Origin of the sequence: Deinococcus radiotolerans, from assembly GCF_014647435.1 — a bacterium.
Classification (GTDB): domain Bacteria; phylum Deinococcota; class Deinococci; order Deinococcales; family Deinococcaceae; genus Deinococcus; species Deinococcus radiotolerans.
Genome location: NZ_BMPE01000004.1, coordinates 1 through 14417, shown reverse-complemented (window position 1 = coordinate 14417; position 14417 = coordinate 1). Strand labels below are relative to the sequence as shown.

Here is a 14417-nt window from a genome sequence, read left to right as displayed (position 1 = left end):
TGCCAGCGGGGCGGGGTCCGCGCCGTGCGCGTTGGGGCGTTACTTCTTCTTCTTGGCGGTCTTCGCGCGGCCCTTGCCGAGCGCCTGGCCCTTCTCGAAACTGGCCTGCATCTTGCGGCGGGTTTCTTCCACCATGCTCTGGAAGTCCACCAGGCCCGACTCCACTGCTTCCAGGGTGGGTTTGATGTTCCCGCCGCGGCGCGCGGCGGCCAGCTCACGGTTCGTCTCCTCGAACCACGTCTCGAAGTCCGGGGTGTGATCGAAGAGCATCTCGCGCGTGTCGCGCTGGTAGGTGTCCTCGCTGCCGCGGCGCGTGAACTGCTTGGGCATCGTGAACCGTTCAGGCAGGTAGGCGCCGTCAATCTTGCCGGACCGTACCGCTTCCTGGAACAGTTTCACGAAGGTATCGCTGCGCTGTGGGTTGCTGAGTTCCAACACCTGTTCACTGAGTTTCTTGTAAGCCATAAGTGGAATCCTCCTGACCTGAGAGTATGAGGGACAGGCTGAAGTGAAGTAAAGAGGATGATTTATTGAGGTTCGTTTCTGAACCATTGAGAAACAGGGGAGAGCAGGCCCTTTGATTGCTTGACCGATGCGGGAATTGAATTGCGGCCTGAATGCTGCGCTTCGGGCGGCTCGGGCGCGCCTCTCAGCAAGACTGCGCTGCGCGTCACAAACATGACGCAGCGGCGCAGCTTTGGAGACTGAGCGGTTTCAGAAATGATTGCATTCTGGCCTCTGGGGGTGCGGGAAAGGGCACGTCAGGCTCATTGCCCTGTCCGGTCCACACCTGAGAACGGCACAGTCGTATTGAGAGCAGGCTGAAGATGGATCAGGCCCGCCCGGGTTGATGTGAATCCGCAGCCTCTATAGAAAGTGGCCAGCTGAGGTTCGAAGTCCACGTGCAGCCACTCGACGCCCGCCTGCTGCCGCGCGGCGCGAACCGCCTCCTGCACCAGCCGCGTGCCAATCCCACGCCGCTGCCAATCCGGGTGAACCGTGGTGTCCAGCAGGAACGCGTGAGCGCCGCCGTCCCAGGCGACATTCACGAAGCCCACCAGTTGCTCCCCGGCCTGCGCGGTGATCCAGGTGAGGCTGCGGCTCAGCACGGCCTGCCAGCGTGACCCGTCGTCCAGGTCACCCCACGTCAGGGACCGGAGCCTGCCCAGCGCGGGCAGGTCCGGCCACTCGCGAACGCGGTAAAAGGTCAGGAGATGATGCCCAGCGTGCGGCCTACCTCGGCGTACGCCTGGAGCGCGTGATCCAGGTCCTCGCGGGTGTGCTCGGCGGTCACGATGTTGCGGATCCGGGCCAGTCCTTTGGGCACGGTGGGGAAGCCCAGGCCCACGGCGAACACGCCCCGGTCGAACAGCAGGCGGCTCGCCTCGAACGCGGCGGGCGCCTCGCCGAAGATGACGGGCGTGATGGGCGTGGTGCTGCCGAAGATGTCAAAGCCCAGGCCCTGCAATTCCGCCTTGAAGTAGCGCGTGTTCGCCCACAGGCGCTCCATCAGGGTCGGGTCGCGCTGCACCTCGTCTATGGCGGCGGCCAGCGCACCCACCGTGGCGGGCGCCTGCGCGGTGCTGAACAGGTACGGGCGGGCGCGGTTGATGAGCAGCTGCCGCAGGTCGCCGTGCCCGGCGGCGTACCCGCCCACGCCGCCCCACGCCTTGCTGAGCGTGCCCACCTGGATCACGTCGTCGGCGTACTCGAACCCGAAGTGATGCACCGTGCCGCGCCCGGCCTCGCCCATCACGCCGCTGCCGTGCGCGTCATCCACGTACGTCACGGCGCCGTACGTCCGGGCGACCGCCACCAGCCGGTCCAGGGGGGCCACGTCGCCGTCCATGCTGAACACGCCGTCCGTGACGACCAGCTTCAGGCCGTCCGTGTCGTTCTCCCGCAGGATCCGCTCCAGGTCGTCCGGGTCCGCGTGTTTGAAGACCTTCTTCGTGGCCTTTGTGAGGCGCAGCCCGTCGATGATGCTGGCGTGGTTCAGTTCGTCACTGACGACCAGATCGCCCTCGCGCAGCAGCGCGCCCAGCACGCCCTGGTTCGTGGTGAAGCCGCTGTGCAGCACCAGGGCGCTGCCCGTGTGCTTGAACCGCGCGATCTGCTCTTCCAGGTCCTCGTGAATGCGCAGCGTGCCCGCGATGGTGCGCACGGCCCCGGCCCCCACGCCCCACCTCTCCAGGTACTCGGCGGCGCGGGCCTTCAGGGCCGGATGATCCGCGAAGCCCAGGTAGTTGTTGCTGGCGAGGTTCACCACCTCGCGGCCATCCACGCGCGTGCGGGCGCGGTTGGCGCTGTCCAGCACGCGCGGGTGAATCAGCAGCCCGCTCTCACGCAGGCCGGACAGCTCGGCAGTCAGACGGTCAGACAGGGACGTGGCCATGCGGGCAGTCTAGACCAGCCCCCCGGCCCGCCGACCCGCCACGCCAGACACCCCCAGCGTCACAAGCTCAACCATTCATCCGTACACTATGGTGCCTGGGTGCTTGCCTCCCGCCTGCGTGACCACCTGCCCGCCCTGACCGGCGCGGCCACGGCCATCGCTGCCCCCGCCGACCTGGACAGCCACCTGTTCAGGCCCGTGGCGCTGCTGCTTCAGGTGGACTGGACCCGGCTGCACCGCAGCGGCCCCGGCTGGGCGGTGGCCGCGGGCAACGCCCCCCATCCCGCGCTGGACGGGCTGCCCGGCGCCTCGCCCGTCAGCCCGGGCCCGGTCGTCACGCCCGGCGGTCTGCTGCTGACCGTGAACGGCACCACCGCCCTGCTCCTGAGCGGCCCCACCCCCACCGCCCAGGAACAGGGTGAGCTGCACGCACTGACCCGCGTGGCGACCCTGGCCCTGAGTCACGCCGAACTGCGCCTCGCCCTGGCGGCCACCCGCAGCAGCCTGGCGCGCGCCCAGACCTTCGCGGACCTCAGCCCCGTCGGGAGTGCCGTGGGCACGCTGGACGGCCAGCTGATCGAGGTGAACGACGCGTACCTGCACCTGCTCGGGTACACCCGCGCGGACTTCGAGGGCGGCCGCATCAACTGGGTGGACCTGACACCCGACACGGAACGCGCCAGCGACGAGGCGGCCTTCGCGCGGGCCTTCACGCACGGCACCAGCGGCTGGTACGAGAAAACCATGCTGGACCGCCAGGGCCAGCCCATCCCGGTCGAGGTGCAGCTCCTGCGCTACCACGACGAGACCGACGAACTGGTCATCGGCTACGTCCGCGACCTGCGGGAACGCCGCGCCCTGGAACTTGAACGTCAGGCCCGCGCCGCGGAAACCGAGGCGCGCCTCAACCGCAACGAGAGTGACCTGGCCCAGTTGGCCGCTCAGCTGCACGCGCAGAACACCGAACTGGAAGCCCGCACGGCCGTCCTGGAGGGCTTCGCGGCGTTCACGCGGGACCTAACGGAGGAAGTCGACCTGTACGCCCTGATCCGCCGCGCGCAGCAGTTCGCGCAGCAGCTCCTGCCCAGCGGTTTCGCCGTGTACTACGAACCCGAAGGGGACCTGTGGCGCCTGAAATCCCAGGTGGGCGACCTGGGCAACCCGGACCTGCAGGCCACGCTGGACGCCGGCATCTCCTTCGAGGGCACGTCCAACCTCCTCATTCCCTGGCAGAGCCGCCGCCCCTACTACCAGGAGCAGTACAATCACGCCGCCGACGGCCTGGAGGAAGTCACCGCGCAGCTCCAGACGACCGCGACCCTGCCCGTGGCCGTGAACGGCCACCCGCGCGGCATCTTCGGCTTCGGACTCAACCACGCCCGCCCCTGGCGACGCGCCGACAAGGCTGTTCTGGAAAGCGTCGCCCAGAGCCTCGGGCTGGCCATCGAACGCGCCGAGCAGGCCCGCACCCTGCGCGAGCACGCCACCGAACTCGAGGTCCGCACCCGCGCGCTGGAAGCCTTCGCGGAACTCTCCCGCGATCTCACGCTGGAACCCGACCCGGTCAGCCTGGTGGGCCGCGCGCAGGAGATCATCGTGAACCTCCTGCCGCACGCCGTCATCACCTACTACGAGCCGCAGGGCGACCACTGGCGCCTGCTCAGCCACCGCGGCCACTTCCGCAACCCCAGGCTCCTGCCCGTCCTCCAGCGCGGCCTGCCCCGCGGGCAGACCCTCAACGTGGACCGGCCCTACACCACCCGCGCCCCCCACTACCAGGATCAGTTCGACCCCGCCACCGTCGCCGCCGCCCGCCAGGACATCACGGACATCCAGGCCACGGCGTCCTTTCCCGTGCAGAGCGGCGGGCGTGTGCGGGGCGTGCTGGTCATCGGCCGCCACGACCCGGTGCCCTGGTCCCGCGTGAATCGCCGCCTGCTCGACACGGTCCTGTCCAGCCTGCAACTCGCGCTGGAACGCGCCGAGCACGCCCAGACGCTGCAGCGCCGCACGCAGGACCTCGAACGCAGCAACGCCGAACTTGAACAGTTCGCGTACGTCGCCAGTCACGACCTGCAAGAACCCCTGCGGACCATCACGAGCTTCGCCGAGCTGCTCACCCGGCGCTTTGACACGCAGCAGGACCCGCGCGTGCGGCAGTACGTGAATCACATCTCCAGCGGCACGGCCCGCATGCAGCAGCTGATCCAGGACCTCCTGAGTTTCGCGCGCGTCACCTCGCAGCGCGAACCCCCTCAACCCACCGATCCCAACCGCGTGCTCGATCAGCTGCGTGCCGACCTGGCCGCGCCCATCACGCAGACCGGCGCGACCCTCAGCGCCGACCCGCTGCCCACGGTCATGGTATCCAGCACCCAGCTGCGCCGCCTGCTGCAGAACCTCATCGGGAACGCCCTGAAATTCCACCGCCCCGGCACGCCCCCACACGTGCACGTCAGCGCGCGGCACGAGGGGCAGGAGGTGCAGTTCACCGTGCAGGACAACGGCATCGGCATCCCCCCCGAGTACCACGACCGGATCTTCACGATCTTCCAGCGGCTGCACGGCCGCGACGAGTACCCCGGCACCGGCATTGGCCTATCCGTCGCCCGCCGCATCGTGGAGGGGCACGGAGGCCGCATGGGCGTGCACTCCACGCCCGGCCAGGGCACCACCTTCTGGTTCACGCTGCCCGCCGCGCACACGGACGCCCCCGCCGAACCTCAGGGCCGTTGACCTCAGGCCAGCCGCGCCGCCGGCGGTCATGAGTCACCCCCTGGAATCCCAGGGGGTGACTCGTTGCACGGGGTGCGGAGATCGGCGCAGCACACAACCGGGGCGGCCAGCGCGGTCCGCTGGCGGCGCTTTTACCGGTTCATGATGTGAATCGCCTGCTTGTGCACCGCCTCGGCGGCTTCCAGTACGCTCTCGCCCAGGGTGGGGTGCGCGTGGATGGTCAGGGCGATGTCGCTGGCGGTGGCGGCCATCTCCAGCGCCAGTCCGGCTTCGCCGAGCAGGTCACTGGCGTGCGGGCCGACGATGTGCACGCCCAGCAGTAGGTCCGTGTCCTTCTCGACGACCATTTTCACGAAGCCGTCCGTCTGCTGGAGGGTCATGGCGCGGCCCGACGCGGACAGGGGGAACACGCCGGTCTTGACGTTGTAGCCCTTGTCTTTGGCTTCTTGCTCGGTCAGGCCCACCCAGGCCAGTTCGGGACTGGTGTACACCACGCCGGGAATGGCGACGGCGTCCTGCTCGGCGGGTTTCCCAGCAATCACCTCGGCGGCCACGAGGCCTTCCTTCATGGCCTTGTGGGCTAGCATGGGGTTACTGGCGACGTCCCCGATGGAGTAGATGTGCGGGACGTTCGTGCGCTGCTGCTTGTCCGCCGGGATGAAGCCCCGGTCCGTGACCGTGACGCCCGCCGCCTGGGCGTTCAGGCCGTCGGTGCGGGGGCGGCGGCCCACTGCCACCAGCACGCGGTCGAAGACCTCCACTGTCTTGGCGCCGGTCTTCACGTCCTCGAGTTCCACGTGAACGCCGTCGGCTTTCTTCTCGGCCTTGTTGGCCTTGGTCTGCACGGCGATCTCGATGCCCTGCTTCTTCATGGCCTTCGTGAATTCCTTGACGGCGTCGGCGTCCGCGCCGGGCACCACGTTCGGCATGAACTCGATGACTTTGACCTTGCTGCCCATGTTGTTGTACACGTGCGCGAACTCGAAGCCGATCACGCCGCCGCCGATGCACAGCATGCGCGCGGGCACCGGGTCCGGCATGACCAGCGCGCCCGTGGAGTCCACGATGCTCTCCTGATCCACGTCCAGGCCCGGCAGTTTGGCAGGCTCGCTGCCCGTCGCGATGATGATGCTGGCCGCCGTGACCGTCTGCTCGCCGACCTTGACGGTGTGGTCGTCCACGAAGCTGGCCTGCCCGGTCAGGTGCGTGACCTTGTTCGCCTTGAACAGCGCGCCCACGCCGCCCGTCAGTTTCTTCACGATGCCGTCTTTCCAGCCGTTCAGTTTGGCAATGTCCATCCGCTGCTCGCCGAAGGTCAGGCCGAAGTCCGCCGCGTGCCGCGCCGCGGCGATCTGCTCACCGGCGTGCAGCAGCGCCTTGGTGGGAATGCAGCCCACGTTCAGGCAGACGCCGCCCACCTTCTCCCGCTCGGCGCACGCGACCTTCAGGCCCAGCTGCGCCGCGCGGATCGCCGCGTGATACCCGCCGGGTCCCGCGCCGATCACGAGCACGTCGTAGTCATAGGATTTCGTCATGCTGGCAGTCTAACGCGCCCCCCGTGAGCCGTCACTGACCTGCCGCCATAGCTGGACAGGCGTGATTCACAACTCCCACTGGTCAAAAAAGTTGATGGGGGAGAGGTGACAGGTGATGGAGAAAAGACTCACACCTCCAGGAAGTCTGTTATCACGCGATTCAGGACCCACCAGCCGTCCGGCGTGGCGCGCAGCCGGTCGCCGTCCAGGGTCAGGAGGCCGCGCGCGACGTTCTGCGCGATGGGCGCGGCGTACACCTCAGCCACATCCAGGCCGCTGCGGCGTGACAGGTCCGCCAGATCCACCCCCGCGCGCAGGCGCAGGCCCATGAACAGCGCGTCCGTCACGAACTCTGCCGCATCGATCGCCTCCGCCTCGCCCGCTGCCCCCGTCAGCCACTCGTGCAGGTGCGGATTCGTCCGGCGGACCGTCAACACGTCCCCTGGTCCCTGCGCTCCACCTTCCGCCGGGTAGTGCCCCGCCGCGCCCGGCCCCAGGCCCAGGTACGTGCGGCCCTGCCAGTACGCGAGGTTGTGCCGGGATTCCTGCCCGGGCCGCGCGTAGTTGCTCACCTCGTACCGGGTGAAGCCCAGCGCGGTCAGGGCCGCCTCGGTGTCCTCGAAGCCGCGCCGCTCGTCGTCCTCCTGCACGGTCACGCCGCGCCGGGCGAACTCGGTGCCGGGCTCGATGGTCAGCGTGTACGCACTGACGTGCCCCACGCCCAGGTCCACCAGCCCCTGGATGTCACTCAGGAGCGGCTGCCCCGGCACAGCCGTGATCAGGTCACCGCTCACGCGGAGGCCCGCGCCGATCAGGGTCGTCACGGCCTCGCGCGCCTGCGCCGCGTCATGCTGACGGCCCAGGAATTTCAAGGTGGCGTCGTCGAGACTCTGCACGCCCACGCTGGCCCGGTCGAAGCCCAGCGCCCGCCAGTGCGCCGCGCGCGCCCCGCTGACCGTCCCCGGATTGACCTCCAGCGTGTTCTCCACGCGGCCCCAGCCCAGGTGCCGCCGGACGCTGCCCACCAGCGCCGCGAGTTCCTCGTCCCGCAGGAAGCTGGGCGTGCCGCCCCCCAGGTACACCGTGTCCAGCTCGACGGTGTAGGCCGCGGCCAGCCCTGCCGCCTCGACCTCTATCTGTTCCAGGTACCGTTCGACCAGTCCGGCGCGGCGCGTCAGGACGTGAAAATCACAGTACGGGCAGATCGTCGGGCAGAACGGCACGTGCACGTACAGGTGCCGCGCCACCGGATCCAGCGCGGGGGAGGGGGCAGGCAGGCTCACGCGCGGCAGTGTACCGCCCACCCCCGAGCGAACCGTGACCCGCGTCCCATGCCCCGCAGGGCAGGGCGGGAGGGGCAGTCCAGAAACCCCTCCCGCCCGCGCGTATCCTCCGCGCATGACCCACCTGCCCCGAGAGCGCACCTACACCTGGGCCGACATGACCCCCGCGCTGGAAGCCGCCCGCCGCCTCAGCGGCCTGGATTACCTGCACGCCATCGCCCGCGGCGAACTGCCCGCCGCCCCCATTGGCATGACGCTCGGCATGGAACCCCTGAGGGTCGAGGACTTCACGGAAGGCCGCGCCGTCTTCCGCCTGAAACCGCAGGAGTTTCACCACAACCCCATCGGCAGCGTGCACGGCGGCGTGTTCGCCACGCTGCTCGACTCCGCCGTGGGCTGCGCTGTCCACACCACGCTGCCCGCAGGAGTGGGCTACACGACACTGGAACTGAAGTTCAACTGCATCCGCCCCCTGCTCGCGGGTGGCCCCGAGGTGCAGGCCATCGGGCAGGTCGTGCAGGTCACCCGCCAGACCGCCATCGCCGAGGGCCGCATCGTGGACGACGCCGGGAAGCTGTACGCGCACGCCACGACCACCTGCCTCCTGCTGCGGTAAACCTCCAGTGCTTCAGCGGCCGTGCGGGGTGCGGTCCATCCAGGCGGTCATGGTGGCAGTCAGTGCGGCGGGCGTGGTGACGGTCACGGGGACGCCCAGGCCTGCCACTGCGGACGCGGCTGGGCACTCGCCCTGCGCGTCCGCGCTGGTGTCCTCGCCGGTCCAGGCGGGGAACTCGCCGCCCTCGCGGTAGGGCAAGTCGCCCGCGTCCTCGACCAGCGTGTCGGGCACGCTCACCGCCGGGCCGCCCGCCAGCGCCGTGTCCGCGACCACGATCACCCCGCGCGGACGTTCCTCTTGCACGGCGGCCAGCAGCGGCGTCAGGCCCTCGTACACGATCAGCGCGGCGTGGCCCTTCCCGTCCACACCCGCGATGGCCGCCGCGAGTTCGCCCGCCAGTTCGGGCGGCGCGGCGATCAGCCACGCGTGCCCCCCGGCGCGACCCTCGAACAGGGCGCGGGCGCTGCCATACACGTCAGACCAGGTGCGGGTGTGTTGCATGCCCTCCAGCATAGGCGAGGCGGCGCAGGCCCTCCGGTCACGCGTGCGGCAGACTGGACGGCGTGACTGCTCCTGAACCTCATCCGCTGGACCTTCTGCGCGAGGAAGCCCGCCACACCGACCCGCGCGCCGTGCAGCGCGCCCTGCACGCCCGACCCCTCACCCCGCAGGACACCGGCGGCTGGAGTGCAGGTGCCGAGGAGACCCTGCGCGGCGCGATCGGCATGGAGCGCAAGATGCAGATGGAAATGCGCATCGGTCTGGAAGGCCACCTGGACGGCCTGCCGCTGCGCCGCACTGCGCCCCTGGCCGACATGACCCTGCCCGAACTGCTCGCCGAGCATGCCGAGGGCCGCCGCATGCTCCTGCGGGTCCTCGATCAGCTGCTGACTGTCGGCGAGACGCACGATCTGCGCACCTGGACGATGGGTGAGGAGGTCCCGCCGCCCGTTTACATCTTGGCGCTGCGGGGCCGCCTGGGCCGGCTGGATGCCCTGATCGCCTCTCAGCGCCGCTGAGCTGGGGCAGGGGCTGATACCTCTGCTGCGCGTTCTCTGTGCTAGGCGCCGCGCCGGTGGGGTTTGGGGATCCTGATGCGGATTCGGCCGGTTCGGCCTCCGTTGCAGCGGCTGCCGTACTTGACGCGCCACTCGACTTTCGCCTGCCGGATCTTCCGATGCAGAGGATTTCGCATGTGCCTTCAGTGTGGACTGCGGGTCAGACAGGCGCTCATCAGGTGATCTTTGGCATTCGTTGCGAGATCAGTTGGGGGAGAAATAAAAAATCCGCCCTTCGCGGACGGTGATAAGGAAAGAATAGCGTGGTATGCAGGGCGTGTCAACCTCTACGCACCGGACCTGAACATGGCGTGTTGTACGGGGATTCTCGGACAGAGGTATGCAGGTTATGCACAGGCGTCAGGGCGTCAGGCGGGGCAGGAGGGTCACGACGAGGGCAATGGTCGGGACGCTCAACAGCGTGCTGAGGAACGCGGTGCGGGCGACTGTTTCGGCGTCCCCTCCGTACTCGCGGGCGATCAGCAGCGCGTTGACCGCGGTGGGCATGCTGGCGGACAGCACGAGGACGGCTAGCACCTCGCCCCGCTGGCCGCAGGCGAGTCCGGCAACGAGGCCCAGCAGGGGGCCGCCGATCAGCCGCGCGGCGGTCGCGAGCCACACGCGGGCGTCCAGGCGCGGCCAGCCGCCCGAGCCGAGTTGCAGACCCAGTGAGAGCAGCACCATCGGGAGGGTCGCCTGCGCCAGCAGCTCCACGCCACGCATGACGCCCTGAGGCAGATGCAGGTGCAGCGCGCGGAGGGTGATGCCCAGCGCGACCATCCACACAGCGGGCAGACGCACCACGTTCAGCAGCATCCCGGCAGGCGTGGGGTGCGACTGGTCGGGGCGGCGCACGCGGGCGGTGTACACGACGGGCGCGATGACGTACATGCCCACGAAGGACATCAGGAACAGCAGCGTGGCGTGCGCGAAGCCCGCCTGTCCGAAGGCGAACAGCGCAATGGGAAGGCCCATGTTGCCGCTGTTCCAGATGCCGACGCTCGCGGCGAGGCTGCGCCGCTGATCCTGCGGGGCGCGCAGGCCGGTCAGCCAGCCCAGCAGCAGGCTGCCCGCGACGGTCAGGGCGTACGCCGCGCCCAGACTGACGACCTCGCGCGCCTGGACGGGCGTGGTCAGCAGGACGTTCAGCACCAGCGCCGGGGACAGCAAGTACAGCGTGACCCGCGCGATGGTCGCCTGATCAATCGGAAACCGCGCCGAGACGACCGCGCCCAGCCCCGCGACGAGCATGACGGGCAGCAGGACGTTACTCAGGGCCTGAAGCACCCCGCCATGCTGTCACGCGTGGCGGGGTGAAGGGTGGGCAGGTGCAGACGGGGATCAGCTGGCGGGCAGGAGGCGCAGGCGGGTGGGGCAGCCGGTGCTGGTCAGGGCAGCCCAGTCGCGGGTGACGCCCGCCTCGTCGGCGCGGCGTTCGAGGAGGTATTCCTGCACGCGCGCCATGCTCAGCAGGCCGCCGGGCACGCGCTGCGTGAGGTCACGGACCTGCGCTTCCGTCCAGTCGGGCCAGAAGCGCCGGAGCATCCCGGCGACCTGTTCGGGCGTGGCGTTGCCCAGGTGCACGTGCCGGTCGGCGCGGCCGGGGCGGATCAGGGCGGCGTCCAGGCCGCCCAGGTCGTTGGTGGTCATGAAGGTCACGCGGCCTTCCCCGGCGGCCACACCGTCCAGGGCGTTCAGCAGGCCGTTGAAGGACAGTTTCACGGTGGGCGCGCGCGGTTCGCGGCCCAGGAACACCGCGTCGATGTCTTCCAGCAGCAGCAGGGCGCGGCGGGGCAGGTTGCTCAGGAGGCCGGTCAGGCGGTCGTCGGTCAGGTCGGGCGTGGCGAGGTTCAGCACGCAGACGTTCAGCCCGAAGTGCCCGGCGAGCGCCGCCACGAGGCTGCTCTTGCCGTTGCCGGGCGGGCCGTGCAGCAGGTACCCGCGGCGGTAGGGGATACCCATCTGCGCGTACCAGTCCCGGTCGCGGAAGAAAGCGCTCAGGTCGCCGCTCAGCGTGTCCAGCAGCGTCTCGGTGTAGATGAGGCTGCTCAGGGGGCGGGCGGGTCGGCGCTCGGCGAGTGTCCAGCCCTGGTACTCGGGCACGTGGATCTCGACGCGGCCGTCGCTGCGTCCGGCGGTGCTGTCGTACGCGTCGCGCAGCAGCTCCCCGATGATGGGCCGGGCGCTGGCCAGCATCCGGAAGGTAAGGCTGTGATTGAACCCCCCGGCGCTGCTCCCGGCAATCTGCCGCTGGGTGCGGGCGGGCCGTGCGAGCACCCAGTGGCCGCGGTAGCGCAGCAGAACCTGCCCGCTCAGGGGCACGAGGCGGACGTTTACGTCGTCCCCGTCGCGGTCGACGCCCAGCGTGAGGTTCTGCCCGCCCATCTGCTCGTTGAAGCGGGTCACGACGCCCAGGTGCCGCAGGTGCCGTCCGACGGGCTGCGCGGCGAGCCACGCGGCCAGCCACGGGAACGCGGCGTCGTCGCCCTGCACGTCCAGCGTGATCGTGAAGCGGCCCTTCAGGTGGTTCAGGGCGGTAGCCGGGAGGGTGCGGGCCTGCACGGCCAGGGCGCTCAGCGCGGCGATCAGCAGGCCGCCCTGCGCGAGTTCGTTGTTCGTCAGGGTGTGGCGAATGGCGGCCTCCAGCTCCCGCCAGAGGGTCAGAGGATCAGGAATGGACATGGTCAGATTTCCGGTGGTCGTGGGGCCCAGCGGGCGGCCGCTGCGGAAATCAACGGCGCCGCGCAGTACGGAAAAGGGGCCGCCTCGTCACGTTGAGCGTGGGGCGACTTCACCTCTACCCTAGTGGGGCGCGGTCAGAAGCGCCTGCGCCGTCTGGCGGAGGCGTCCCTCTGCACCCTGGCCTGTGGGCCTGAATTGAAACAGGCTGAAACGGATTCACCGTCCCAGCCGTGTCAGTGCTCCGACTCAGTGAGAGACGTGCAGGGGGAGGGTCGGGGCGAGCCATACGCGGCCGGTGCCGCGGTAGGCCTGCACGAAGCCCTCGCCGGTCTTGCCGCTACCGAGCAGCCCGCGCGCGCTCTTCTCCACCTTGAACTCCAGCCCGTCGGTGTACGCCACCACGAGGTTCCCGTCGACTTTCAGGGTGTCGCCCCGCAGTTCAAGCACCTGGAATTCCTCGGGCGGGACGGGGCTCTGCAACGCGAACAGGCCGCTGCCGGTCAGCTTGGGCTGCACGCGGCCCTCGCCGCTGCCGACCGCCTGCGCGAAGCCGTGGTTCACGTGGCGACCCACGCTGATGTCGCCCACGCACGCGACGAACGCGCCGTCGTCCACGATCAGGCTCTCGCCGCGCAGTTCGCCCAGCAGCACGTGCAGGCGGGTGGGTTCGGTGTACAGGGTGCCGCTGCCCCGGAAGGCAGTCTTGTACAGGCCCTCGCCGCTGGCGGCGGCGGTAACGGCCCCGCGCAGGAAGCCGCCCAGGCCGCTGCCCCCGGCGGCGTTCACGGCCTGCATCTCTAGAGTGCCGCGCAGGTACTGCAGGGCGCCGGTCTCCAGCACGGCGTTCCCGGCACTGCCGTCCCCGGCGACGTGCACGGCCAGCTGCCGCCAGCGGGCGGGGCGGCTCAGCGTCTGGTGGTAGCCGCTCAGCGCGGCCTCCATGGGCTCGGCGCTGTACTCGATGACCTCCAGACGGTTCTGCCCGCAGCTCAGGTCGCGTTCGGTCGTGCCTTTCCAGGTGAAGTCCATGCAGCACAGTACGGGGGGCGGCGCGGCGGGGTTCCCGGGTCTGGTGGGGCGCTCAGCGGCTCACGCTCCAGATCCCGGCGAAGCCTGCCAGCTGGGTGTCGCGGTCCGGCGTGGCGTACGCGCTGATGCTGCCGTCCAGGTACAGCGCGTCCGGGCAGCCCAGCGTGTCCCGGAAGAAGGTGGCGAAGGTGTAGAAGTTGACGGGCCCTGCACTGACCGCGAAGCGCATCTGCCCGCCCCGGCAGACGCCCACGCCGCTGCGCAGCTTGAATGAGGTCCCTCCCTTGTTGAAGGCCGGGTGCAGCTGACCACCCTGAACCAGCAGCGGCCCGGACTGCGTGGCGTATGTAGGGATCAGGCGTGCGCGGCGATACGCATCGGTTTCCAGCACGCCCGCGCGGCTGCCCTTGATCCAGAACACGCCGTTGGGCCGCAGCGCGAAGTTCCCACCGGACCGCGCGAGGTTCAGTGGCGTCAGTATCCGCCCACCCTCTATATGGAGGCCCAGGGGTGTCAGGCCTGGCGCGTAGATGCCGCTGTTCGTGGCAAACAGCAGCGTGCGCCCCTCCTTCTTCAACCGGGCCCCCAGCTGCGCGAAGGTCGCGTATGGGGCAGAGGTGGTGGGGTTGCGCCAGTGCAGCCGCAGGTCGTCGCGGCCCGGCGTGATGGTCGCCACCGTGTAGAGGGTGCCCCCGGCGACGACAGGGTTCACGGTCAGGGCTGTGGCAGGGGCACTGCCCAGCACGAGCAGGCACAGGATGGGGGAGAGGCGCGGCATATCGCCTCCCAGTCTCCCAGCCCCCGATGAGGTTTCGCGCTGCCACACGCCGTTCCGCTGAGCTGTGTTGATCTCTCAAGGTCAGCTTCCTCAAGGGGAGTTGACAGATTCAGGTAGGACCTGTATCTTTTCTGAGCCTCAAGCGAGGCGGGCAGCATGACAACGAGTGTGAAACGAGCGAGAGAACGCATATACCGGCGTTCCAGCGCGACTGAACCCCCTGGGGAACAGCGCGACTGAAACGCCATGAAAGAGATGGTCAAGATACCAAGGGTCCACGGTGGATGCCCTGGCACTGGAGCCGA

The 14417-nt window shown here is 69.4% G+C and carries 13 protein-coding genes; 3 read left to right on the top strand and 10 right to left on the bottom strand.

Annotated features, from left to right (window positions below; all coding sequences use genetic code 11):
• Positions 1–39: 39 nt before the first annotated feature.
• The 3 genes from IEY63_RS09640 to IEY63_RS09630 all read right to left on the bottom strand — a co-directional run bounded on the left by IEY63_RS09640 (position 40) and on the right by IEY63_RS09630 (position 2395).
• Entirely contained in the window at positions 40–465 is a 426-nt protein-coding gene (locus IEY63_RS09640; RefSeq protein ID WP_189068814.1) for a hypothetical protein, read from the bottom strand.
• Positions 466–767: 302 nt separating this feature from the next.
• Positions 768–1109 carry a GNAT family N-acetyltransferase gene (locus IEY63_RS09635; protein ID WP_229784622.1) on the bottom strand — a complete coding sequence of 114 codons (342 nt, stop codon included), beginning with the start codon at positions 1107–1109 and terminating at the stop codon, positions 768–770.
• Between the two features lie 98 nt (positions 1110–1207).
• Positions 1208–2395, bottom strand: a complete 1188-nt coding sequence (locus tag IEY63_RS09630) for a BioF/Kbl family PLP-dependent acyltransferase (protein WP_189068813.1) — start codon at positions 2393–2395, stop codon at positions 1208–1210.
• 99 nt (positions 2396–2494) lie between these two features.
• On the opposite strand from IEY63_RS09630, the gene IEY63_RS09625 reads away from it, so the two are divergent.
• Positions 2495–5131 (top strand): ATP-binding protein, encoded by a 2637-nt coding sequence (locus tag IEY63_RS09625; protein ID WP_189068812.1) that lies wholly within the window; start codon positions 2495–2497, stop codon positions 5129–5131.
• Positions 5132–5262: 131 nt separating this feature from the next.
• Here the strand turns inward: IEY63_RS09625 and lpdA are convergent, their stop codons facing one another.
• Together lpdA and hemW are read right to left on the bottom strand one after the other, a co-directional pair.
• The gene (gene lpdA / locus IEY63_RS09620) at positions 5263–6666 is read right to left on the bottom strand and encodes a dihydrolipoyl dehydrogenase (RefSeq protein ID WP_189068811.1); all 1404 of its coding nucleotides are present in this window, start codon (positions 6664–6666) and stop codon (positions 5263–5265) included.
• A gap of 128 nt (positions 6667–6794) precedes the next feature.
• Positions 6795–7949 (bottom strand): radical SAM family heme chaperone HemW, encoded by a 1155-nt coding sequence (gene hemW / locus IEY63_RS09615; RefSeq protein WP_229784621.1) that lies wholly within the window; start codon positions 7947–7949, stop codon positions 6795–6797.
• A gap of 115 nt (positions 7950–8064) precedes the next feature.
• Here hemW and IEY63_RS09610 point away from each other — a divergent pair, with 115 nt between their 5' ends.
• Positions 8065–8565 (top strand): PaaI family thioesterase, encoded by a 501-nt coding sequence (locus tag IEY63_RS09610; protein WP_189068809.1) that lies wholly within the window; start codon positions 8065–8067, stop codon positions 8563–8565.
• Positions 8566–8577: 12 nt separating this feature from the next.
• Here the strand turns inward: IEY63_RS09610 and IEY63_RS09605 are convergent, their stop codons facing one another.
• Entirely contained in the window at positions 8578–9066 is a 489-nt protein-coding gene (locus tag IEY63_RS09605) for a hypothetical protein (protein WP_189068808.1), read from the bottom strand.
• Between the two features lie 62 nt (positions 9067–9128).
• Between IEY63_RS09605 and IEY63_RS09600 the strand changes: the two genes are divergently transcribed.
• Positions 9129–9584 (top strand): hypothetical protein, encoded by a 456-nt coding sequence (locus IEY63_RS09600; RefSeq protein ID WP_189068807.1) that lies wholly within the window; start codon positions 9129–9131, stop codon positions 9582–9584.
• A 399-nt stretch (positions 9585–9983) separates the two neighbouring features.
• On the opposite strand, the gene IEY63_RS09595 is transcribed toward IEY63_RS09600, so the two are convergent.
• From IEY63_RS09595 to IEY63_RS09580, 4 genes are all read right to left on the bottom strand, one after another.
• On the bottom strand, positions 9984–10910 hold the full coding sequence (locus IEY63_RS09595) for an AEC family transporter (protein ID WP_229784620.1): 927 nt from the start codon (positions 10908–10910) through the stop codon (positions 9984–9986).
• 54 nt (positions 10911–10964) lie between these two features.
• Positions 10965–12305: an AAA family ATPase gene (locus IEY63_RS09590; RefSeq protein ID WP_189068806.1), complete on the bottom strand. Its 1341-nt coding sequence runs from the start codon at positions 12303–12305 to the stop codon at positions 10965–10967.
• Between the two features lie 246 nt (positions 12306–12551).
• Positions 12552–13334, bottom strand: coding sequence for an AIM24 family protein (locus IEY63_RS09585; RefSeq protein ID WP_189068805.1), 783 nt, complete (start codon positions 13332–13334; stop codon positions 12552–12554).
• A 52-nt stretch (positions 13335–13386) separates the two neighbouring features.
• Positions 13387–14112 (bottom strand): phosphodiester glycosidase family protein, encoded by a 726-nt coding sequence (locus IEY63_RS09580; RefSeq protein ID WP_189068804.1) that lies wholly within the window; start codon positions 14110–14112, stop codon positions 13387–13389.
• Positions 14113–14417 lie beyond the last annotated feature (305 nt).